This is a genomic window from Mesorhizobium sp. 1B3 (assembly GCF_050958605.1).
Lineage (GTDB): Bacteria > Pseudomonadota > Alphaproteobacteria > Rhizobiales > Rhizobiaceae.
The window spans coordinates 347,553-369,184 of sequence record NZ_JBJHDO010000001.1 but is presented as its reverse complement, the minus strand read 5'-3'; the positions used below and the strand labels follow the sequence as shown (position 1 = coordinate 369,184).

Below are 21,632 nucleotides of genomic sequence, written 5' to 3'. Positions count from 1 at the left end.
TTTGGCTGGATGTCGACACATCCGGGGCAACACAGTCGCCGACGCTGCCTATGCAGGCCGCCTGGTTTCGCGCCAAACAGACGCGGCGCGGGTCATGCGGCTCCAACCCTCGGTATGAACCGCCATCAGGCACTTTCCCTGACGGACTTGACCGCAGCCAGGGCATTCACGACTCCCGCGCCGAACGCCTCCTCGAAAGAGAGGCGCTGCTTCGAGCCGTGCGCGTTGATGATGTCGGACGACGGAACTGTCTTGCCGTTTCCATGCGGCAGCCGGCCGTCTTCCTTGATGGCTGTTTCGACAAGAACCCTGCGCATGTCCGGTCCCGAAAGTGGCGCGCCGCCTGTTTCCCTGGCCGCGCGTTGCACCAGCGCCGCCACGCCGGCCACGATCGAGGCAGCTGCGGACGTTCCCCCAAACACAGTGAAGGAGCCCGAGGACTGCGTTGTGCTTTCGCCGGGGCCACTGGGACCAGTGCTGTCCTGAAAGCCGAAGGGGCCAGGCACGTCGATAGCCAGCACGGAAGACTGGGCATATGTAAATTCCCGCACACCGGTTTGCCGCGCCGTCTCCTCGAACGGATAATCGGCGAAGAACCTGTCGGTCTTGTCGAGCCTCGCCTGATCTTCGTTGAACATCTCGCCGTCGTCGCTCGGCCCGACGACAGTGAGGCCTTCCCCGTAACTGCTGTAGGATGATCGGATGCCCTCATAGCTGATGGCTCCGACCGCTATGATTCCGTTCCTGCCTATGTTTTCGGCGGCCAGCGCAGCCGGTGGAACCAGACGACTTTCGGCATCATTGCCGGCCGCGCAGACGATCGGAATGTGTTCCGAAACCGCCAGGATAACCTTCCGCAGAATCCGCCAAACCGGCCGACGACCACCTTCCGACGACGATTCGCCTGTTTCCGCGTCATTCATGATCTCGTTACTTATCCCACGGGGAACGAGAATGACCTCGGCTCCTCTCAAAGCTGCGAGAAGAAAGGCCAGAATCAGCGTTTCCGGTTTCGGCGCGAATGTGGTGGTAATCGACAAGAGCCTGCTGAAGGGATCGACGCCGACATAGGCCAAGGAGTCCGGAGCACCCTCGTCGGAACCGTTGCCCGCCTTCCCGTCTCCAATATCGCTGGACGCGACGACAAGACCCGCGCAAGAGGTTCCGTGTGCGGAGAAGAATCGGTTCGAGGAACGCGGCGCGCCGTAGTCGAACGGGACAGATTCCGAAACGTCGTCGCAAAAACGCTCGAGCCAGGAAAATTCATCCGGCTGAAGCTCATCGAGACCAAGCTTTTTGAGAAAGTGAGCGTCCATCCCTTCAAACGGCCTGTCTCTCGAGCCGGACTTCGGGGCGCGCATCGGCAGCCCGGTCAGATCGATCTGCTCGCGGATTCTTCCGGCCAGATAGGGATGATCGCCAGACACTCCGGTATCGATGAGTGCAACCAGGGACTCCGGCGCGTTGGCGAGCATCTCCCAGACCTCGCTCCGGTAGTCCGAAAGGCTGCCGTCAGTTGCGCGGACAGCGTCCAGCACGCCTACGGCTTCAAGATGCCAGAACGCGCGATAGGGAAGGATAGGGTGTGCCTTTTGCGCTGCGTCTTCGTTCATGACACCTCTCCTCATGCCCATTCGGCTTGGGCTTCGCGCATCAACTCGGAGCAGGCATCTGCGAGATAAGGCAGGAAACGCTCCGCCAGCATCTGCCCGCCTTGGGTGTCGCTCCTGTAGTGCAGTCCGGCCCATTCGCGATTCTCGGCGATCCTCCCCGCGATCAGGTGCAATTCGGTACTGGCCGGATGTTGCGGAAAATACCGCTCGAACATCAGAGCGATCGAATGGCATTGGAACGAATGGTTGGAGGGATAGGCAAAGTGCGGCGGCACGGGCAAAAGCGGCCGCAAAGCGGGCTCTACCAAGCTCGGACGCGTCCGCGCGAACATGTCCTTGTACTGCAGTCCCACATATTCGGTGATCTGCAGAATAGTGTTGAAAAGGGCCAGCGTTGCCTCGAAACCGGCATGCGCCTCGATGTTGAGAGGGCGCGTGAAAGCAGAGAGATCCATCGTGTCTTCGAGCAGGATCTCCGGCTGCCGCCTCTTTCGCTCCTCCAAATTGTCCTGCATCTCGAGCAGCATGTCCGTCTCCCGCCGTGTCCGATCGGGTCCGGGCGGAGGCATCAGTCCGAGAAGCTGCCAGCGGTAATATTTCGCCGTCGCAGCTTCCTTGCCCGCCCTCAGCCTATCCGCAGCGCCATGCAGTCGGGCGATCTCCCGGTACGCAATCAGCCCGAATTTCACCTGGTCGACCGCGCCGATCGCCGATTGGTTTTTATTCTTATTCTTGTTCTTGTTCTTATTTTTATTTTTGTTCTTGTTCAGGACAGCCACCGATCGCGGGCCTCCCAAGCTGCCTGAACCCGGACCCGGCCCATGCCCGCTGAATGCCGAAAGGCCGCTAGAAACTGGGCGCGCTTCCAAATCGGACGACGCTCCGGGCGATCGCGGCAGCGGGTCCTCGGAATAGATTTCGCCGGCTCTGATCCACAGGTTCTGTTGCCTGAGGGAGGCCAGGATGGGCTTGGGGTCCGAAATGGAGCTCACGTTGCAACCTCCCTTATTCCGGCTTTCTTGAGGCCATGGATGAAATACTTCCCGGAAGTCGTGTCCAATCCTGGATAACGCGCCTCTCGCAGGGTCTCGATCGAGAAGGACGGCTCGATATCCAGAAGGCGCCGGCGGGCCGTCTCGGCCTTTCCGACATCTCCGGAATGGGCGTAGCTTGCCGTCAGGAAGCGCAGCACCGAGTTGAATGCGGGCCGCACCTCCAGCACCGCTTCGCCATAGTCGATTGCAAGGCGATGATCGCCGAGCATGCTCGCGGTGATCAGGCACGACGTGTCGAAATAGTAGCGGTGAATGCTATGGGCCCCCAGATGCCGCCCGAAAAGCGCACATTGAAGCCCTTCCTTGGGCTGCCCTATGTAGGCGTGAAGCACCGAATAAAGGTCCCAAACCAGTGCCCGGTTGGGATTGATGCGGACCGCGCGCTCAAACAGATCGACGGCGCTGACATAGTTTCCAAACAGAAAACTGTGAACATGCCCGGCAAGCGCGAGCACGACGGCATTGCCGGGCTCCCTCTCCATGGCCCGGGCTATCAGCTCGCGCGCCTGATCGTGAAGCACGCCATCATGTGGAACGAAGCGCTGACCAACCCGGAACGTCATAAGAAAAGCCAGCCACGCCGAGGCGAGCGCACCGTGCCGGGTCGTGATCAATCGGCGCAGATCATGTTCGGCCCGGGCAAGGTCGGACGCGCTCAGCTCGAAAATGTCCTGGATAGCCGCGCGCATGACATCGGCGCCGTCCTCTCCAAAGCGAAGCCGGCGCGCGGCGGCCTCCTTTTCCTGCCAGATCTTGTCGATGCATTGAGCAATACCCGCCGCGACCTCCGACTCGCGACCGCTGCGGATGGCAAAGACATGCGCGTCGAACCTGCGGATCCAGATCGTCTGCTCCTCGGCGAGATCGACAAGCGCAAGAACGATGCGGGCGCGGTCTCCGGTGCGGCTCACCGAGCAGCGCAGGCAAAGCGGGTAGCGCCATCCTGCGGCAATAAGCGGTATCGCTGTTCTCTTTCTCCGGTCATGGAAATCGTGAAAACCTTCCTCGACAAGACCAACAACAATCTCATCGAGGAGGTTGGCCGCGAGTTCGTCCTCCTCGAGGTCGAGCCCCGACACGATCGGCGGGTCGATTCTCAGGCCGAACTTCGACGGGGAAGCGGCTTCCCTGGGCTCTTCGACATGCCGCGGCTTGGGCTGGGCAAAGCCGCCGAAACGGCTTCGCTCCAAGGTCAGCCAATCCTCGAATTCGGGATCACCGATGTCGATGCCTTCGAGAAAGTCATTATGCGAGGGAATATCTCGATCGAAATCCTCGATGACGACCTTGGAACAATCGATCGCCACGACGAAGTTGTCGATCTTCAGCACCTCGGTAGCCCAGGGGCCGAGGCATTTGCGAATTTCCTTGAGTGACTGGCGCAGGCTGGCCAATGCCAGTTCCCGCGGCTTGGTGCTCCAAAGATGATCGATCAGCCAATTGCGCGAGCGCACGGCGCCATCGGCGACCAAGATCATTGCAAGAATGGCGCGCGCCTTCTGGGTGGACGGTGTAAGATCCTGTCCATCCGACGCTCGGATTTGCATCGGTCCAAACAACCTGACCGATAGCATGCAACCATCCCGCTGAATATTTTGTTGCTAACACCTCCCACCCGCGCTCGCATGATAGTAGCGAACGCCGATTTCTCCAAGTACGTTTCTCGACGTAGGCAATTTTGACCGATATCCCGAATGGATGGTCGGCATCAGATCAATTGCCGGCGTCGCTGTCTGGGCTCGGCACAAAGTAAAGCCGCCGGCAATATATGACGGCTATAAGCTCGCTACTCGAACCTCAGCTTTTGTTCTTTGCCAGTAGGTCCCTGATCTCAGTCAGGAGCTGGACATCCGCAGGCGGCGCGGCGGGCACAGCCTCTTGCTCCTTGACGACGCGCCTGCGGACGTTGTTCACCCCCTTGACCATCAGGAAGATGATCCATGCCAGGATCATGAAATTGATGACCACGGTCAGGAAATTGCCGTAAGCGAACACCGCGCCTTGCCTGCGCGCCTCCTCGAGATTGGTCGCCGTGACATTGGCCGACAGAGGCAGGAAGTAGTTCGAAAAGTCGAAGCCGCCAAAGATCGCGCCGACGATCGGCATGATGATGTCATTGACCATCGAATTGACGATCAGCCCGAATGCACCGCCGATGATGACGCCCACCGCGAGGTCCATCACGTTGCCCTTGGAAATGAACTCCTGGAATTCCTTCAGCATAAGACCCTCCTGTCCTTGGCCGCACTCCGCCGCGAAAGCGATTCGCCGCATCATATGCCCGGTATGCTTGCAGCATAACAAAAACCTTGCCGAACGTGATGGAAAGACAAGGCGGAGAGGCACTTTATCAGTACGACGGCATCTCACCCGTCATCGGCGAAAGCCTTGAGGGCAAAAGTCGGCGGCCTTGCTCCAACGGCGGGCTTTCACCCATTGCTCCCAGCAATAGGCCATAACTGCTTTCGCTCGCGCATCGGTCGCGCGAGGACGAAATTGTGAGACGTTCATGGGCACCCGGACTTCCCGAAACCAGCGGATCGCGAGCTCTCGGACAAGGTCGGCCTTCGTCGGAGTGAAGCGGCAGGCAAACCAGCGCGGCTGATCGGCCATGGACTTGGGCCGCTAGCTGTGATTGCGTTCCCCCAACAGGAATTGGGAGGTTTGGCTCGTGCAAGGCTGGGTCGTCGTCATCATCGCCCTTGCCTATGTGACGCTGCTTTTCGCGATCGCCAGCATCGGCGACCGCAGGCGGGCGTCGGGTCGCTCCAGGCCATATATCTACGCGCTCAGCCTCGCCATCTATTGCACGTCCTGGACCTTCTTCGGCTCCGTCGGCCTGGCGTCCGAGCGCGGTCCGGAGTTCCTGACGATCTATATCGGGCCGCTGCTGGTCTTTCTTTTCGGCTTCCCCCTGCTCAAGCGCATCGTGAGACTTGCGAAGACGGAGAAGATCACGTCCATCGCCGACTTCCTCGGAGCGCGCTACGGGAAGAGTTTCGCGGTCGCATCCATCGCAACGCTCATCGCCACCGTCGGCACGGTTCCCTACATCGCACTGCAGCTCAAGGCGATCTCGGGATCGGTGAGCCTGATGGTTGAGCATTACAACGGGGCGCCGCCCTCCTTCGACCCGTTCGTCAGCGACATCTCACTGATCGTCGCGGCCCTGCTCGCGGTCTTCGCGGTGCTGTTCGGGACGCGCCATGCGGACGCGACCGAACACCAGGACGGCCTTGTCCTGGCGGTCGCGGCCGAATCGGTCGTCAAGCTCGCTGCTTTCCTGGCCGTCGGCATTCTCGTCACCTTCTTCATGTTCGGCGACCTCGCAGGCCTTGCCGACATGCTCGCGGCAAGCGACCCCGTCCAGCAGACCCTCGACTATCGAACGTCGCTCGGCACCTGGATCGTGCTCACCGCACTCAGCGCCTGCGCCATCATCATGTTGCCGCGGCAGTTCTACGTGACAATCGTCGAGAATCGCGGCGAGGGAGAGCTGAAGACCGCGACCTGGCTGTTCCCCCTCTATCTCATCGCCATCAATCTGTTCGTGATCCCGATCGCGCTTGCGGGCCTGGCCTATGTCGGCCCAAGGACCAGCGCCGATCTCTACGTGCTCTCGCTGCCGCTTCTGCGCGGCCACGATCTCTTCGCCATGGCGGCCTTCATCGGCGGCCTGTCGGCGGCAACCGCCATGGTGATCGTCGAAAGCGTAGCGCTTTCGATCATGGTATCGAACGACCTGGTCATCCCGCTTTTCGTGCGGCGGCTCCTCAAGCCACGAACCAGCGACACTGAAGACTGGTCGAGCCTCATCCTCAATATCCGCCGCGCCGCGATCTTCATCGTCCTGTTCGTGGCCTTCCTCTATTATCGGCAGAGCACCGACAATGCGCGGCTGGCGTCGATCGGCCTGATGTCGTTCGCCGCGATCGCCCAATTCGCGCCCGCCTTCATCGGCGGCCTCATCTGGCGCGGCGCCAATGCGAGGGGCGCGGCGCTCGGCATGGCCGCGGGCTTTATCGTCTGGGCCTACACCCTGTTGCTTCCCTCGCTCGCGCCGCCAGACACGGCGATCGTCGTCGAGGGGCTGTTCGGGCTGGAGGCGCTGCGGCCCCAGGCCTTGTTCGGCACCGTGGCGGAACCGCTCAACCATGGCGTCCTGTGGAGCCTGGCGATCAATACGTTGTTCTTCGTGTTCGGCTCGCTGTCGCGCAGTTCCATCCCGCTCGAGCGGATCCAGGCTTCGATCTTCGTGCCGCGCGACGCCAGCCCGGTGCCGAGCCTGCGTCGCTTCCGCACGGCGACCACCGTCAACGAACTCAAGGATACGATCGCGCGCTACCTGGGCGTCGAACGGACGGAACGTTCCTTCCAAACCTTCGAAGCCACAGAAGGCCAGCGCCTCAACGGCAGCGATGCAGCCAGCATGTCGGTGATCCGCTTCTCCGAACAGTTGCTGGCCAGCGCCGTCGGCTCGTCCTCGGCGCGGCTCATCCTGTCCCTGCTCTTCCAGCGCAACGACAGCGCCTCACGCGATGCCTTCCGGCTGCTCGACGACGCGACCGAAGCGCTCCAGCACAATCGCGACCTGCTTCAGATCGCGCTCGACCAGATGGAGCAAGGCATCACGGTATTCGATCGCGACTTCCGGCTGACGTGCTGGAACCGACAATACCGCAACCTCTTCGACCTGCCCGACGAGATGGGCCAGGTGGGGGTGCGGGTCAGCCAGATACTGCGTTTCCTCGCCGAACGCGGCGACATCCCATCAGATTTCGAGGTGACGGCGCTCAATCGGCTGAGCGACTTCGGTACTCCCTGGAAAATCGAGCTGAAAACCAGCGGACGCATCCTCGAAATCCGCTCCAATCCGATGCCTGACGGCGGCATCGTCGCCACCTATGCCGACATCACGGCAAGCGTGCAGGCGGATCTCGCCCTGAAGCGTGTCAACGAGACGCTCGAGCAGCGTGTGCGCCACCGCACGGCGGAATTGACCCGCGTCAACGAGGAGCTGGCGCAGGCGCAGGTGCTCGCGGAGGAGGCCAATCTCGGCAAAACACGTTTCCTCGCCGCCGCTGGTCACGACATTCTCCAGCCCCTCAACGCGGCGCGCCTCTACTGCTCATCGCTTGTCGAGAAGACTGGCAGGAGCATGGTGTCGGATGCTGTCGCCAACATCGAATCCTCGCTGGATTCGGTGGAGACGATCCTCGGAGCGGTGCTCGACATCTCGCGGCTCGACACCGGCGCGATGAAACCCGCCGAAGGCGTGTTCAGGCTCGACGGGCTTCTTCGGCAGATCGGCACCGACTTCCAGCCGATGGCCACGGAAAAACGGCTCGAACTCACCATCGTGCCGTCGTCGATCACCGTGAGTACCGACCGCAACCTACTGCGGCGGCTGGTGCAGAACCTGGTTTCCAACGCGATCAAATACACGCGCTCGGGCCGCATCGTCGTCGGTGTCAGGCGGCGCGGGAAGCTCGCCGAAATCCAGGTCTTCGACACCGGAATCGGTATTCCCGCCGACAAGTTGAACATGGTCTTCCGCGAGTTCACACGGCTCGACGAAGGCGCCCGTGAGGCGCAAGGGCTCGGGCTCGGCCTGTCGATCGTCGACCGCATCGCGCGCGTGCTGCGCCTGGAGATCCAGATCGATTCCGGCCGCGGCAAGGGCACGCGCTTCTCCGTGTTGTTGCCGATCACCACGGAGGAGGAGCCGCAGGCCGCCCAGGACGTCAAGCCGGCGATCCACCCGTCGGCTTCGCTCGACGGATTGTCGGTCTTCTGCATCGATAATGACGAGCGTATCCTCGACGGCATGCGCCTCCTCCTGGAGGGGTGGGGCTGCAGTGTGAGGACGTTCACGGGCTCCGCATCCTTGGAACGGAGCCGCCCGCCCAATCCGGACATCGTGCTCGCCGACTACCATCTCGATGGAGAAAACGGCCTCGATGTCATCGCCGGGCTGCGTTCCGCCTATGGCTTCAGCCTGCCCGCCGTTCTGGTCACCGCCGACCGCTCCAGCGAAGTGCGAAACGCGGCCGATGCGATAGGCGTTGCAGTCATCAACAAGCCCGTGAAACCAGCCGTTCTGCGCTCGGCGATCACCCGCATGCGCCGCATGGCGCAAGCCGCGGAGTAATGCGGCCACTCTCTCTGGTTGACGGTCGTGAGCGGCCGCATCGCTGCCGGACATCTCCCCACAAGGGGCTATGACATTCACACATCTGGAAATGTCTTGCCTCATTCTTGGCAGGTCCCCCTCTCCGTCTCGGCTTCGCCGAGACGGAGAGGGGGACCTGTCGTACGCGTCATGCTCATCTGCAAAGATTGGCCGCCAAGCAACCGTGCAGGAAAGTGTGTATCCGCTAGGGGGGGATGCCTCTTCGGCGCCTTGATCACCCCGCCGCTGTGAGCGGATCGGTACCGATCTTCGACAGGAGGATCACGGCCTGGGTACGGCTGTCGACGCCGAGCTTCTGCAGGATCGCCGACACATGGGCCTTGATCGTCGCCTCCGAAACCTTGAGCTCATAGGCGATCTGCTTGTTGAGGAGGCCCTCGGCCAGCATGCCCAGCACGCGCGTCTGCTGCGGCGTCAGCGTCTGGAGCCGCCGAATGAGGTCGGAAATCTCGGGATCTCGTTCGATACCCAAATCCATGCCGGATGGCGCGACGACACCGCCATCCAGCACGATCGCCACGGCGCTGCGAATATCGTCGATGCTGGCGGATTTGGAGATGAAGCCGGACGCGCCAAGCTCCAGCGCGCGGCGGATCGTCTCGGGATCGTCATGCGCGGAAACGACCACCATCGGAACATCGGCATGGATGCCACGCAGCGAGATGAGGCCCGACAGCCCGCTTGCACCTGGCATCGAAAGATCGAGAAGCACGAGGTCGATGTCGTCATTGCCGCCGATGGCCGCTTTCGCGCCCTCGAAATCGCCAGCCTCGATAATGTCGGCGTCGTCGGCCAGGGTTGCAAGCGCCTGTTTCAGGGCGCCGCGAAAAAGCGGGTGATCGTCAGCGATCACGAACCTGTAGCCTGGCAAATATCCCTCCCATGACCTCCCGTCTTCGTCCTTGCCGATGCGCGGGATTCCCAATCGATTATGCGGCGATCCCACGGCAATTCAAGACGGAATGCCGGTGTCGTTTCGAACAGGACACACGGCGTGATTGTTCTTTCCGTGGCAGCGAACGAGGAATGTCTCAGAGGTTTATCAGGTCTTCTCGGGCGTGCCGCTCTCCTTGTCCGCCTCCCTCACAATGTCGAGGAACTTGCGGAAGAAGCGTTCCATGTAGCCGAGCGAGCGCTGGAACTCCTCCTCGGTGGGCAGCAGGTTCTGCGGTTTCAGGACGGGGCTGTTCTCCACTGCAGCGAGGCGTTGCTCCAAACCCGTGAGTTTTGCCTGCAGCCGATCGAGCTCGTCCTGGAAGGCGGCGCGTTCATCGGCCGCGAGTTTGCATACAAGCTGACCGCCGCGTTCCTCGCAGATCGACATCTCGCCGGTCTGAGTATCCATGCGTACGTAGCCGGTCGGCGATTTTTCGAGCGCATAGCGGCCGGCCTCTTCGGCCACTGCAGGAAAGGTCGCGGAGGCGAGAAGAGCGGGAACCAGGAAAAAGGCGCGTCTCATGTGAACCTCCGTCACAAACCAAGCCTGGATCGTGATCCGCCTTTGCGACCAAAATGCGAGGGACCGGATGGGAGGATTTTCTTGCAAAAGCGGTTCCCTCCTGCGGTTACAATGCTATAGGCGTCGCATGCACGCGACCATCTACAAAATTTGTCCCGAGGAGCTTTGGCGGGAAGCCGAGAAGACCGGCGTCTTCCATGGCGCGGCCATCGATCTGTCGGACGGCTTCATCCATTTCTCGACCGCCACGCAGGTCCGCGAGACTGCGGCCAAGCACTTCTCCGGCCAAAGCGGTCTTCTCCTCGCCGCCATCGACGCCGGAAAACTCGGCGAAGCCCTTAAGTACGAGGTTTCGCGCGGCGGCGCACTGTTCCCGCATCTCTATGCGCCGCTCGATCTCGCGGCCGTGCGCTGGGCGAAGCCGCTGCCGCTCGACGCCACGGGCACCCATAAATTTCCGGTGCTCGAAGAATGATGAAATCCCTCGAACGGCTCGGCCAACGGGCGCTCTTCACCCTGGATCCGGAGACCGCACATGGCCTGTCCATCGCGGCACTGCGCAGCGGAATGCCGATATGCGGTCGGGCTCCGGCTTCCGCACGATTGAGGGTTACGGTCCGCGACCTGGACTTCCCCAACCCGCTCGGCATGGCGGCCGGCTACGACAAGAATGCGGAAGTGCCCGATGCCCTGCTCGGCCTGGGTTTCGGTTTTGCCGAAGTCGGGACGGTCACGCCCCTGCCGCAGGCCGGCAACGACAAGCCGCGCATCTTTCGCTTGACGGAGGACGCGGCAGTTATCAACCGGCTCGGCTTCAACAATCAGGGCCATGGCCGCGCCCATGAGCGCCTGGTTGCACGGCGCGGGCGCGATGGTATCGTCGGCGTCAATATCGGCGCCAACAAGGACAGTGCCGATCGCATCGGCGATTACGAGACGGGCGTGCGCCGTTTCGCGGCGGTTGCTTCCTATCTCACCGTCAACATCTCCTCGCCCAACACGCCGGGCCTGCGGAACCTGCAGGGCAGGCAGAGCCTCGCCGAGCTGCTATCGCGCGTCATGGCTGCACGGCAGAAAGCGGCGGCAGGACGTGTCGTTCCCGTTTTCCTGAAGATCGCGCCCGATCTGCATGAAGGCGATCTCGAGGACGTGGCGGCGGAGGTCGCCGAGAAACAGGTCGACGGCGTGATCGTGTCCAACACCACCATTGCCCGCCCGCCGCTCAAGAGCCGCGCCTTCACCAGCGAGGCCGGCGGTCTTTCCGGGGCGCCGCTTTTCGAGCGTTCCACCATCATGCTCGCGAAGATGCGCAGGCTGCTCGGGCCCGACCGCGCGCTGATCGGGGTCGGCGGTGTGAATTCGACCGAGACGGCGCTCGAGAAGATCCGTGCCGGCGCCGACCTCGTCCAACTCTATACCGGCATGATCTATGCCGGGCCGTCATTGCCCGGCGAGATCGTCCGCGGCATGGCCGCCTTCGCCGAACGGGAAGGCATCAACATCCCAGACCTGCGCGACAGCCGGCTCGATCACTGGGCCAAGCGCCCACTCGCCTGACCGAAAGTGGCCCTTGCCCGGCGCGGCAGCACGGCAAGCAGGCTGAAGCCGCGCACCAGCAGGAAGAGATGCAACGCGGCCCAGAGACCGTGATTGCCGAATGCAGCGCCGAGCGTGAGCAGGGCCACTAAGAAAAGCGCAAATGAAAGAACCATCATGTTGCGCATATCGCGCGACCAGGTCGCCCCGATGAAGACGCCGTCCATCGCGAAGGCGAGCACACCGCTCACGGCGGTGAAGGCCGCCCAGGGCAGATAGGTCGCGGCCACGGACCGCACGTCCGGCGCGGTGGTGATGATCGCAATGAAGGCGTTTCCGAAGAGAAGCAATGCCGCCGTGGTCGCGAAGGCCAAGCCGAACCCCCAGACGGTCGAAAGCCGAACGGCGCGTGAAAAAGCCAGGCGGTCGCGCGCTCCGATGGCGCGGCCCGCGAGTTGCTCGGCCGCCGTGGCGAAACCGTCGAGGAAATAGCCGGCGACAAGGAAGAAATTCATCAGCACGGCGTTCGCTGCCAAGGTCAGCGTTCCGAATTGCGCCCCTTGTCTTGCGAACAGCGCAAAGGCGGCAAGCAGGGAAAAGGAGCGGATCATGATGTCGCGATTGAGCGAAAGCATCGCCACGAAGGCGGGAAGGTCCGCGATCCTTGCGACCGATACCCAGCCCCGCCTGCGGAAACGTGCGGCAAGCATTGCCAGCCCGACGACAAACGCAACCAGTTCCGCGAAGACCGCGGCCCAGGCGATGCCTTCGATCCGCCAGCCTAGATCGAGCCCGAGATGGAAGCAGAGCGCTATGTTGGTGCCGTTCAGCACGACCTGCAGGGCAAGCCCCAGCGTGGCTTCACCGCGACCGAGCACGTAGCCCAGCACCACATAGTTGGCGAGCGCAAGCGGGGCGCCGAGGAAGCGGATCAGCACGTAACTTTCCAAGGCGGCGTTTACGGCCGGCTCGGCATCGAGGAACCAGATCCCTGCCGCCACAAAGAAAGAGGCGAGCAGCGCCAGCGCCACGCCCGCTACGAGAGCAAGCGCGAGCGCTCGCCAGAAGACTGCCTGCTCTTCCTGCCCGTCGCCGCGCCCGAAAGCCTGAGCGACAAGGCCAGTGGTGCCGGAACGCAGAAAGTTGAACGTGGCGAAGACGACGTCGAACACGATCGCGCCGGCCGCGAGCCCGCCGATCAGCGCCGCGTCTCCGAACTGTCCGACAACCGCGGTGCCGACCACGCCGATCAGCGGCGTCGTGAGGTAAGCCAGCGTCATCGGCACGGCGATGGCGAGAACCATGCGGTTGGTCACGGCGAAATGCCGCGATGATGCGGGCAGACGATCCAAACGACGTTCTCATGCTGCGGCCCACGCCGGGAGAGCGTCGAGCCTGGGATTCCGGTCCGGGATGTCGCGCCTTCGGACGATTCTGTCCAGCAGGGAAATGGTGTAACGTGGAGCGAATGCCACTCCATATCGTCCACCATCCCGACTACGACGCCAATTTTCCCGCGACCCATCGCTTCCCGATGGGCAAATACCGGCTGTTGATGGAGGAACTTCGCTCCCGCGGTCTTGCGAGGGACGGGTCGCTGCATGTCCCGGCCGCCGCTTCGGTCGCATCGCTGCGGCTCGCCCATGATGCCGACTACGTCGACCAGGTCCTTGCCTGCGCCGTGCCGATGGCGATCGAGCGTGAGATCGGCTTCCCGGTGAATGACAAGGTATCGCGCCGCGCCCAGCTCGCCAGCGCCGGATCAGTGCTCGCCGCGCGCCTGGCGCTCGACCATGGGATCGCCTGCAACACCGCCGGCGGAAGCCATCACGCGCGGCGCGCGCAGGGGGCGGGCTTCTGCACCTTCAACGACGTTGGCGTGGCCGCCTCGCTGCTGCTTGCCGAGACCGATATCGAGCAGATCCTGGTCGTGGATCTCGACGTCCACCAGGGCGACGGCACAGCCGATATCTTCCGCGACGAGCCTCGCGTCTTCACCTTTTCCATGCATGGCGAGCGCAACTATCCCGCCCGCAAGATCGCTTCCGATCTCGACATCGGCCTGCCCGACGGAACTGATGACGGCGCCTACATGACGGCTCTTCGCGAGGCGCTGGCGCTGCTCGACCGACGCTTCAGGCCCGACCTTGTGTTCTACAATGCAGGCGTCGACCCGCATCATGCCGACCGGCTCGGCCGCATGGTGCTGACCGATGAAGGGTTGCGCGAACGTGACCGCACGGTCATCGCGCATTTCCGCGAGCAGGGTATCCCCTTCTGCGGGGTCATCGGCGGCGGCTATTCGAGCGATGCTGCAATGGTTGCGGCGCGCCACGCGATCCTGTTCGAGGTGGCGGCCGGCTTCGCATAGTCGCGGTTCAGCGGCGAAGACTGAGCAATCTGATCACGATGAAGGCCGGAACGACGACGGCCGCGCCGAGAAGAAAATAACCGATGAAATTTTCGATCGCCGCGAAGCCCATGTTCCAGATGCGGAGGAAGAAGTCTCGGATCCCGTAGAGCAGGTCGAGCGGCGACCAGCCGAACGCGCTCATCACCAGCCCGACGATGAAGGAGACGACCACGAGCTTCAGGAGGATCCTGAGCGGCGTGTCGCCGAGAAACCGCGTCAATGCCGACATCCCGTGTCCTCCGGATCGAGTCCCGTGCAGGAATACGCATTCGCCGCGGCGGCATCAAGACATCGGTTTTCCCCACTGTTTTGGATTGCCGATCCCGTGCGCGTCGTGTTAGGCAGACTGCGCGCGGGTATGATGTAATGGTAGCCTGTCAGCTTCCCAAGCTGATCGCGCGGGTTCGATTCCCGCTACCCGCTCCAGCTTGTGTTCCAGAGATTGCGTCAGTCCCGACCCGCAGAGGGCGGTTTCACAAGTTCAACTCCGAGACATCACTGTATGCTGGCGATCTCCTCGGGAGGCGTCCTCGGCGTAAGACAGCGTCTGCATCGGCGGCTCTCTGTTTTCGTCCGGATTGGGATTGGGTTCCTCGTCCGGTAGGCGGTCGGGCTCCGGCTCCTGGATCGGAATGTCCTTACCCGGGACGGGACGAGGCTGATCGTCGCCAGGCCGGGGTTGGCCACCCGTTTGAGCTCTTCTCGTGATCGAACCCGACGACAATTCGGCAATCAGGCTCTGAAGCATCTCTTGCATTCCGGCCATCTCTTGCCTCCTTCTACTCGCGGTCACCCCGCACAACACATGGCGCCCGCCTGTTGTTCCGGAATTGGCGCTGGAGAAACCCATCGGGGCAGATCAGCTCGATGATGAGGAGAAGAGACCCCAGGCCGCACCCAGCGCGATTCCGATCGCGATGCCGATCGCGGCGTTGTCGAGAACAGTAGCACCAATGACGGCGCCGAGCCCCAAACCCATGGCAATACCGAGAGCCAAAACGAATACCCTTCAGTCTACGGTTCGTCGATCGTGGGACCGTCAGGTTTCGCCTCCTCGCGTGGATTTTGCCCGTCGGAGTGCCGTGCCTTCTCGTCGGTCTCGTCGAGCGATTCGGTCAGGCCCATGCCGTGCCGCGGCTTCCGGTTCTTTGCCGCTTCTTGGGAAAATTCATCGGACGGATCCGGTCCGGTGACGGCCGGGAAAATCCGCCCGCCGGTTTCGTATTTGGTGTCTTGTCCAGACATCGCGTCGTTCTCCCGTTGATATGACGCAAACCGTTTGGCGGCAGCCTGGTTCCAAGGGGGACGCGATGGGGAACGGCGCGTCGCCAAATCGACGTTCAGCGGGCGCGCGGGCGCCTATGGGACAGTCGCAATATTCCGTAGCCCGCAAGCCCTGCCACCATCGATCCCGCCAGGATGCCAAATTTGACACGATCGCGAAGGCCTTGATCCTCGAAGGCAAGCGAACCGATGAAGAGGCTCATGGTGAAGCCAATTCCACAAAGGAGCGCCACGCCAAGTACCTGCGCCCAGCTTGCCGCCGCCGGCAGATCGGCCCACCCGGCGCGCACCACCAGAAACACCGAGCCAAAGACCCCGATCAGCTTGCCGATCACGAGCCCTCCAGCCACCCCCAGCGAAAGCGGTTCGGCAAAGACAGCGGGCGACACGCCGGCAAAGGAGACACCTGCATTCGCGAAGCCGAAAATCGGTACGATCAGGAAGGCAACGGGAATATGGAGGGCCTGTTCGAGGCGGTGCAGCGGTGAAACGCCGGGAGAGGCTTCGGGCGTGCCCGGCGTGCGGTTAATCGGAATGGTCAGCGCCAACACCACGCCGGCAAGAGTGGCATGAATGCCCGAGCGGTAAACGAAGACCCACAAGGCCACGCCGAGCAGCAGATAGGGGATGAGCGAATTGACCTTGGCCCGGTTCAGCCCAAGGAGCGCCGCCACGACCGCCGCTGCCGCTGCCAGATCGAGCAATGCAAGTTCGCTGCTGTAGAACAAGGCGATGATGAGGACGGCGCCGAGGTCATCGATGATTGCAAGCGCGGTCAAGAACACCTTCAGGGAAGTCGGGACCCGCGGCCCGAGAAGCGACAGCACGCCGAGGGCGAAGGCGATATCGGTCGCGGAGGGAATGGCCCAGCCCCGTATCGTGTTCGCATCCGGATAGTTGAGAGCGACGTAGATCAACGCAGGTGCAAGCATGCCGCCGGCTGCCGCCACGCCGGGCAGAATTCGACGCGACCAACTCGACAATTGCCCGTCGGTCATCTCGCGCTTGATCTCGAGTCCCACCATCAGGAAGAAGAATGCCATCAAGGCATCGTTGATCCAGTGCTGGATACTCAACGGCCCGACATAGGCATGAAGGGCCGCGAAGTAGCTTTCCGAAAGCGGTGAATTCGCCGTGGCAATCGCAAGCAACGCGACCGCCATCAGCAGGAGCCCACCCGATGCCTCGCTGTCAAGAAAGCGGCGGAAGGTCGAGTTGATGCGGCCCTGCGACGAGCCGGTGGTACGATTTGATGACATGCGTGCGTCGCCTCTGAACAGGTTCCAACCAAGTCTCCGTTCATCAGTTGAAAGCCCGGACGCACGCAGCACACGCCGAGGGCCAGTCGCATATAATCGTCAATGCCGCGTTTTCCAGCCCGAAGGTGTCGAAATCGCGGAACTTGGCCGATTAACGTAATGCAACCAAGGCATTAGCAGTATCGAGAGGGCGAACTTTCCAGCTTCTAACCCGGACGGCGGCCGCCAAGCAATCGCCACCTTTCGTTGCAAGCATATTTGGGCGGAGGGCCTGTCGGTTGAAGAGGACAGCCTTGCTTGTCTCATTGTTGCGTGTGCTCGGGATTGCCGCGACGCTTATCGCTTCGCTTGCCGTGGCGCTCGCTATCGGATTGTCGCTTGCGCGCGCCGGCTACCTGGGAACATGCCAGGACGGCACGTGCGAGCTCGTGGCAGTGGTTTACGTCATGCCGATTGGCGGCGTAGCACTTTATCTCGTTGCGTTAACGGCATTCTCGATTGCCGCCGTCAGGAAGCGCATCCAGCGATTCCAAGGTGCCTCCGGCAGCGATCCGGGCTAAAACCCGCGCTGCCAGCGCAAATAGGGATTGGCCTCAGGCCCGGCTGCCCTGACCTGACCGACAGGTTGAAGCTGAGGATTGATATTTTGCTCGCTCGTCGCCTGGCATCCTGCAAGGAATACAAACAAAGAAAACAAGAAGGCTGGTTTCCGCATCATCTCTTCCCGGTCAATTCCTGCTTGAGAATAGGGCGCAGTTCACTCGCTGTCACCTGCAGCGCGTCGCACTTTCGACAGACATGCCTTATGCCAACATAAAGCGGCACTGCGGTGCTTGCGCCGGCGTGGCTCCCCCCGGAGGATGTTTGCCCCGCTATTCCTGCAGCGTTGCATAGGCCATCATTGATTGCACGAATCGAATCATTGTGCCCGCGACACGCGGGATCTCGGGAGGGCTTAGTGACACGCGCCGGCAGGGTTTTGCTCTGGGGCCTGGTTCTGCTTGTCATAGTGGGGCTGGGCATTTTCTTCTTCGTTGTGCCCCAGCGAGTGGAGGCAGCCATGAACGGCGTGCTCCAGCCGCCGCCCTATGCAGCTTCGGACAGGGCAAAAGTCCTACACAAATCGATCGAAGTCGCCGATCTGCATGCCGATCCGCTGCTTTGGGGGCGCGATCTGGTGGCCCGTGGCACCCGTGGACAGGTGGACATCCCCCGGCTTTCGGAGGGCAATGTCGCACTCCAGGTTTTCTCCGTGGTGTCGAAGTCACCGCATAATCTCAACATCGAGAGGAATGACGACCGCTCGGACGACATCACGCTTCTGGCGATCGCACAGCATTGGCCGCCGCGCACCTGGTTCAGCCTGAAGGAGCGAGCGCTCTATCAGGCCGCCCGGCTCCACGACATGGCGGCCCGTTCGCAAGGCAAGTTCGTCATCGTCAAGTCGAAGGGCGACCTCGCCCGGTTCCTGGAGCGGCGCAAGACCGAGCGTGGCATCGTGGCCGGCCTGCTCGCCCTCGAAGGCGCACAGGTTCTGGAGGGCGACCCCGCCAATGTCGATGTCATGTTCGACGCCGGCTACCGCATGATGTCGGCCGCTCATTTCTTCGACACTGAAATGGGCGGCTCCGCTCACGGCGTCGACAAAGGTGGGCTCACAGACAAGGGCCGCGACATGATCCGGCGCATGGAAGCCAAGAAGATGATCCTCGACATCGCCCATGCCTCGCCAGCCCAGATCGACGACGTCCTCGCCATGGCGACACGTCCGGTGGTCGTTTCCCATACCGGTGTCAAGGGAACCTGCGACAATCGCCGCAACCTGAGCGACGATCAGTTGCGCGCCATCGCCGCGAAAGGCGGGCTGATCGGCATCGGCTTCTGGGAAACTGCGATCTGCGGCACCGACGCCGCTGCGATCGCCAAGGCCCAGAGCTATGCGGCCGGCGTGATCGGCGTCGACCATCTCGCCCTGGGGTCCGATTTCGATGGCGCTGTCGCGACGCCCTTCGACGCCACAGGGTTGGTGCAAATCACCGATGCGCTGCTGGCGCAAGGCTTCAGTGACGCCGATATCGGCAAGGCGATGGGAGGCAACCAGATAAGATTCATGCTCGAGAACCTGCCGGATTGAGCCGATCCTTCGAGGCCCGCGGTTCACCGATATCTCAGGATGAGAGCGTCGGCGCCAAGACCCTCATCCTGGGTGCGAGCAAGCGAACCTCGACGAGCTAACGAAAATGCTTCGAGAGCTTCAGCCCCTGCGCTTGATAGTTCGAGGCGAGGTCGGCGCCGTAGAGCGCTTTCGGCCGTGACAGCATGTGCTCATAGACCAGGCGACCGACGATCTGGCCATGCTCGAGGATGAAGGGAACTTCGTGGCTCCTCACCTCCAGGACGGCCCGGCTGCCAGTCCCGCCAGCAGCCGAATGGCCAAAGCCCGGATCGAAAAAACCTGCGTAATGAACGCGGAACTCGCCGACCAGCGGATCGAACGGAGTCATCTCCGCCGCGAAGAGCGGCGGCACGTGGACCGCCTCGCGCGAGACCAGGATATAGAATTCGTCCGGATCGAGAACCAACTCGCCCGAGCCACGATCGTATAGCGGTTCCCAGAAGTCGAGCACGTCCTGGGCCCCCCGCTTATCGACGTCGATCAGGCCGGTGTGATGCTTGCCGCGATAGCCGACCAGACCGTCGGGGCCGCCGGTGAGGTCGATCGACAGCGCGATGCCGCCGCCGGAGATGTTCGGCTGTTCGGAAGCGACGAGGATCTCGGCGCGATGCAACTCGCCGAGTTCTTCTTCGCTGAGCTGTGCATTGCCCTTGCGGAAGCGGATCTGCGACAGGCGCGAGCCGGTGCGCACGACGATCGGGAAGGTGCGCGGGCTCACCTCGATGAAAAGCGGACCGGCATAGCCAGCCGGCATCTTGTCGAATTCCTGGCCCTTGTCCGTCATCACGCGCGTGAAGATGTCGAGCCGCCCGGTCGAACTCTTGGGATTGGTCGATGCCGCGATGTCAGGCGGCAGCTTCAGCGTCTCGAGCAACGGAACGATATAGACGCATCCGGTTTCGAGCACGGCTCCCGCCGTCAGGTCGATCTCGTGCAGCTTCAGCCGATCGAGCTTGTCGGCAACCTTGTGGCCGGGTCCCGGCAGAAAGCTCGCGCGCACCCGATAGGCCTTTTCGCCCAAACGCAGGTCGAGGCTCGCCGGCTGGATCTGATCCTTGTCCAGCGGGCGAGCAGAAACAAGAGCGCCGGCTTGGAACAGAGCGGCGATCTCGCGATCGGGAAGAATGCCTGATTGACGCAAAGGTTACTCCTGCCGCATCGGCCGGAAGCGATTTTCCAGGGCGAATGCGTAGATTTCGATACCGGCGCCGCCGGCGGCGCTCAAGCTACAAGACGTTTAATGAAGCGGACGATTGACGCAAGAACGCGCAAGGTCTAAAGGACCGTTATCCCGTGGTGATTTGGCCGGTCGGCTTGCAGCCACGTTAAACAAGTCGCTAAAGGACCGAGGTTCAAGGGACCGGTTGCGACTTCGCGGCCGGTTTTTTTGTGTCTGGAGACATGGTGATGACATCTGAAGGAAAGCGCAACTGGAAGCCGCAGACGGCTCTGGTCCATGGCGGGACGACCCGATCGGCCTTCGGTGAAACCTCGGAAGCGATCTATCTCACCCAGGGCTTCGTTTATGAGACGGCCGAAGGCGCCGAAGCGCGCTTCAAAGGTGAAGAGCCAGGTTTCATCTATTCGCGCTATGCCAACCCCACCGTCGACATGTTCGAAAAGCGCATGTGCGCTCTCGAAGGCGCCGAAGATGCACGCGCCATGTCATCGGGAATGGCGGCGGTCTCGTCCGCCCTGCTGTGTGGCGTCAAGGCCGGCGACCACGTGGTCGCGGCCCGTGCGCTTTTCGGTTCCTGTCGCTGGGTGGTCGAGACGCTGATGCCGCGCTACGGCATCGAAACCACGCTGATCGACGGTACGCGCACCCAGGAATGGGAAAAGGCCGTCAGGCGGAACACGAAGCTTTTCTTCTTGGAAAGCCCGACCAATCCGACGCTCGAGGTGATCGACATTGCAGCCGTGGCAAAGCTCGCCGACCAGATCGGAGCCAAGCTCGTCGTCGACAATGTCTTCGCAACGCCCTTGCAGCAGAAGCCGCTGGAGCTCGGCGCCCATGTTGTCGTCTATTCCGCCACGAAGCACATCGATGGCCAGGGACGCTGCCTGGGCGGCGTCATCCTGTCCGACAAGAAATGGATAGATGAGAACCTGCACGATTATTTCCGGCATACCGGGCCGAGCTTGTCGCCCTTCAATGCCTGGACCCTGCTCAAGGGGCTGGAGACGCTGCCGCTGCGCGTGCGCCAGCAGACCGAAAGCGCGGGGAAGATCGCGGATTTCCTGGCCGATCATCCCAAGGTCGGGCGTGTCATCTATCCCGGACGGGCGGATCACCCCCAGGCCGACGTGATCCGTCGCCAGATGAGCGGCGGCTCGACCCTGATCTGCCTCGAGCTCAAGGGCGCCAAGAAGGCGGCCTTCGCGTTCCAGAACGCGCTAGAGATCATCCGCATCTCCAACAATCTCGGCGATGCCAAGAGCCTGATCACGCATCCCGCAACGACGACGCACAAGAATCTTTCCGACGAGGCACGCGCGGAACTCGGCATCGGCCCGGGCACGTTGCGCCTGTCGGTCGGGTTGGAAGACATCGATGATCTCCTCACCGACATCGACGCCGCGCTCGGCAAGGTCGACTAAGCATGTCTCCCGAAAGTGTGCAGCGGTTTGGGGAAAACGGCAT

General features: G+C 62.2%; 19 protein-coding genes, 1 tRNA gene and 1 riboswitch. Of the genes, 8 read left to right on the top strand and 12 right to left on the bottom strand.

The genetic code is table 11. The features are described from left to right. Window positions 1-125: 125 nt before the first annotated feature. The 4 genes from ACCO56_RS01690 to mscL form a co-directional block, all read right to left on the bottom strand. Window positions 126-1,613, bottom strand: a complete 1,488-nt coding sequence (locus ACCO56_RS01690; protein ID WP_433636995.1) for a S8 family serine peptidase — start codon at window positions 1,611-1,613, stop codon at window positions 126-128. An 11-nt stretch (window positions 1,614-1,624) separates the two neighbouring features. Next, window positions 1,625-2,392 (bottom strand): phosphatase PAP2 family protein, encoded by a 768-nt coding sequence (locus ACCO56_RS01685; protein WP_433636992.1) that lies wholly within the window; start codon window positions 2,390-2,392, stop codon window positions 1,625-1,627. Window positions 2,393-2,601: 209 nt separating this feature from the next. Beyond that, window positions 2,602-4,242, bottom strand: coding sequence for a hypothetical protein (locus ACCO56_RS01680; RefSeq protein ID WP_433636991.1), 1,641 nt, complete (start codon window positions 4,240-4,242; stop codon window positions 2,602-2,604). 223 nt (window positions 4,243-4,465) lie between these two features. Continuing rightward, window positions 4,466-4,891: a large conductance mechanosensitive channel protein MscL gene (gene mscL / locus ACCO56_RS01675; RefSeq protein ID WP_433636989.1), complete on the bottom strand. Its 426-nt coding sequence runs from the start codon at window positions 4,889-4,891 to the stop codon at window positions 4,466-4,468. 448 nt (window positions 4,892-5,339) lie between these two features. Here mscL and ACCO56_RS01670 point away from each other — a divergent pair, with 448 nt between their 5' ends. Continuing rightward, complete coding sequence (locus ACCO56_RS01670) at window positions 5,340-8,819, top strand: NahK/ErcS family hybrid sensor histidine kinase/response regulator (protein WP_433636988.1); 3,480 nt, start codon at window positions 5,340-5,342, stop codon at window positions 8,817-8,819. Between the two features lie 256 nt (window positions 8,820-9,075). Here ACCO56_RS01670 and ACCO56_RS01665 read toward each other — a convergent pair whose 3' ends face one another. Beyond that, window positions 9,076-9,732 (bottom strand): response regulator, encoded by a 657-nt coding sequence (locus tag ACCO56_RS01665; protein ID WP_433636986.1) that lies wholly within the window; start codon window positions 9,730-9,732, stop codon window positions 9,076-9,078. 171 nt (window positions 9,733-9,903) lie between these two features. Further along, window positions 9,904-10,320 (bottom strand): hypothetical protein, encoded by a 417-nt coding sequence (locus ACCO56_RS01660; protein ID WP_433636984.1) that lies wholly within the window; start codon window positions 10,318-10,320, stop codon window positions 9,904-9,906. A gap of 127 nt (window positions 10,321-10,447) precedes the next feature. Here ACCO56_RS01660 and ACCO56_RS01655 point away from each other — a divergent pair, with 127 nt between their 5' ends. After that, window positions 10,448-10,795 (top strand): DUF952 domain-containing protein, encoded by a 348-nt coding sequence (locus tag ACCO56_RS01655; protein ID WP_433636982.1) that lies wholly within the window; start codon window positions 10,448-10,450, stop codon window positions 10,793-10,795. Continuing rightward, the gene (locus ACCO56_RS01650) at window positions 10,795-11,877 is read left to right on the top strand and encodes a quinone-dependent dihydroorotate dehydrogenase (RefSeq protein WP_433638297.1); all 1,083 of its coding nucleotides are present in this window, start codon (window positions 10,795-10,797) and stop codon (window positions 11,875-11,877) included. The genes ACCO56_RS01655 and ACCO56_RS01650 overlap by 1 nt, the downstream gene beginning before the upstream one ends. Here the strand turns inward: ACCO56_RS01650 and ACCO56_RS01645 are convergent. Next, window positions 11,850-13,160, bottom strand: coding sequence for an MATE family efflux transporter (locus ACCO56_RS01645; RefSeq protein WP_433638296.1), 1,311 nt, complete (start codon window positions 13,158-13,160; stop codon window positions 11,850-11,852). The two genes, ACCO56_RS01650 and ACCO56_RS01645, sit on opposite strands and share 28 nt — an antisense overlap. Window positions 13,161-13,324: 164 nt before the next feature. On the opposite strand from ACCO56_RS01645, the gene ACCO56_RS01640 reads away from it, so the two are divergent. After that, entirely contained in the window at window positions 13,325-14,227 is a 903-nt protein-coding gene (locus ACCO56_RS01640) for a histone deacetylase family protein (protein WP_433636981.1), read from the top strand. Between the two features lie 7 nt (window positions 14,228-14,234). On the opposite strand, the gene ACCO56_RS01635 is transcribed toward ACCO56_RS01640, so the two are convergent. Beyond that, a complete protein-coding gene (locus ACCO56_RS01635; RefSeq protein ID WP_433636979.1) occupies window positions 14,235-14,498 on the bottom strand; it encodes a DUF6460 domain-containing protein in 264 nt (87 codons plus the stop codon). Window positions 14,499-14,621: 123 nt separating this feature from the next. Here ACCO56_RS01635 and ACCO56_RS01630 point away from each other — a divergent pair. After that, window positions 14,622-14,695 (top strand) — tRNA-Gly (locus ACCO56_RS01630). A gap of 433 nt (window positions 14,696-15,128) precedes the next feature. Here ACCO56_RS01630 and ACCO56_RS01625 read toward each other — a convergent pair. The 3 genes from ACCO56_RS01625 to nhaA form a co-directional block, all read right to left on the bottom strand. Further along, window positions 15,129-15,266, bottom strand: coding sequence for a hypothetical protein (locus ACCO56_RS01625; RefSeq protein ID WP_433636977.1), 138 nt, complete (start codon window positions 15,264-15,266; stop codon window positions 15,129-15,131). A 17-nt stretch (window positions 15,267-15,283) separates the two neighbouring features. Then, entirely contained in the window at window positions 15,284-15,514 is a 231-nt protein-coding gene (locus ACCO56_RS01620) for a hypothetical protein (RefSeq protein WP_433636975.1), read from the bottom strand. A 95-nt stretch (window positions 15,515-15,609) separates the two neighbouring features. After that, window positions 15,610-16,812, bottom strand: a complete 1,203-nt coding sequence (nhaA, locus tag ACCO56_RS01615) for a Na+/H+ antiporter NhaA (protein WP_433636973.1) — start codon at window positions 16,810-16,812, stop codon at window positions 15,610-15,612. 293 nt (window positions 16,813-17,105) lie between these two features. Here nhaA and ACCO56_RS01610 point away from each other — a divergent pair, with 293 nt between their 5' ends. Both ACCO56_RS01610 and ACCO56_RS01605 read left to right on the top strand, forming a co-directional pair. After that, window positions 17,106-17,372 (top strand): hypothetical protein, encoded by a 267-nt coding sequence (locus tag ACCO56_RS01610; RefSeq protein WP_433636972.1) that lies wholly within the window; start codon window positions 17,106-17,108, stop codon window positions 17,370-17,372. A 398-nt stretch (window positions 17,373-17,770) separates the two neighbouring features. Continuing rightward, window positions 17,771-18,946: a dipeptidase gene (locus ACCO56_RS01605; RefSeq protein WP_433636971.1), complete on the top strand. Its 1,176-nt coding sequence runs from the start codon at window positions 17,771-17,773 to the stop codon at window positions 18,944-18,946. Window positions 18,947-19,043: 97 nt separating this feature from the next. On the opposite strand, the gene ACCO56_RS01600 is transcribed toward ACCO56_RS01605, so the two are convergent. After that, window positions 19,044-20,129 carry a 2'-deoxycytidine 5'-triphosphate deaminase gene (locus tag ACCO56_RS01600; RefSeq protein ID WP_433636969.1) on the bottom strand — a complete coding sequence of 362 codons (1,086 nt, stop codon included), beginning with the start codon at window positions 20,127-20,129 and terminating at the stop codon, window positions 19,044-19,046. A 142-nt stretch (window positions 20,130-20,271) separates the two neighbouring features. Beyond that, a riboswitch (SAM riboswitch) is annotated at window positions 20,272-20,349 on the top strand. A 46-nt stretch (window positions 20,350-20,395) separates the two neighbouring features. Between ACCO56_RS01600 and ACCO56_RS01595 the strand changes: the two genes are divergently transcribed. After that, window positions 20,396-21,589 (top strand): O-succinylhomoserine sulfhydrylase, encoded by a 1,194-nt coding sequence (locus ACCO56_RS01595; protein ID WP_433636967.1) that lies wholly within the window; start codon window positions 20,396-20,398, stop codon window positions 21,587-21,589. Window positions 21,590-21,632 lie beyond the last annotated feature (43 nt).

Excerpts from the sequence above, each read along its gene's own strand:
- ACCO56_RS01690 (WP_433636995.1), bottom strand. The coding sequence starts at position 1,613 with ATGAACGAAGACGCAGCGCAAAAGGCACACCCTATCCTTCCCTATCGC.
- ACCO56_RS01680 (WP_433636991.1), bottom strand. The coding sequence starts at position 4,242 with ATGCTATCGGTCAGGTTGTTTGGACCGATGCAAATCCGAGCGTCGGAT.
- mscL (WP_433636989.1), bottom strand. The coding sequence starts at position 4,891 with ATGCTGAAGGAATTCCAGGAGTTCATTTCCAAGGGCAACGTGATGGAC.
- ACCO56_RS01660 (WP_433636984.1), bottom strand. The coding sequence starts at position 10,320 with ATGAGACGCGCCTTTTTCCTGGTTCCCGCTCTTCTCGCCTCCGCGACC.
- ACCO56_RS01655 (WP_433636982.1), top strand. The coding sequence starts at position 10,448 with ATGCACGCGACCATCTACAAAATTTGTCCCGAGGAGCTTTGGCGGGAA.
- ACCO56_RS01650 (WP_433638297.1), top strand. The coding sequence starts at position 10,795 with ATGAAATCCCTCGAACGGCTCGGCCAACGGGCGCTCTTCACCCTGGAT.
- ACCO56_RS01645 (WP_433638296.1), bottom strand. The coding sequence starts at position 13,160 with ATGGTTCTCGCCATCGCCGTGCCGATGACGCTGGCTTACCTCACGACG.
- ACCO56_RS01640 (WP_433636981.1), top strand. The coding sequence starts at position 13,325 with ATGCCACTCCATATCGTCCACCATCCCGACTACGACGCCAATTTTCCC.
- ACCO56_RS01635 (WP_433636979.1), bottom strand. The coding sequence starts at position 14,498 with ATGTCGGCATTGACGCGGTTTCTCGGCGACACGCCGCTCAGGATCCTC.
- ACCO56_RS01620 (WP_433636975.1), bottom strand. The coding sequence starts at position 15,514 with ATGTCTGGACAAGACACCAAATACGAAACCGGCGGGCGGATTTTCCCG.
- nhaA (WP_433636973.1), bottom strand. The coding sequence starts at position 16,812 with ATGTCATCAAATCGTACCACCGGCTCGTCGCAGGGCCGCATCAACTCG.
- ACCO56_RS01595 (WP_433636967.1), top strand. The coding sequence starts at position 20,396 with ATGACATCTGAAGGAAAGCGCAACTGGAAGCCGCAGACGGCTCTGGTC.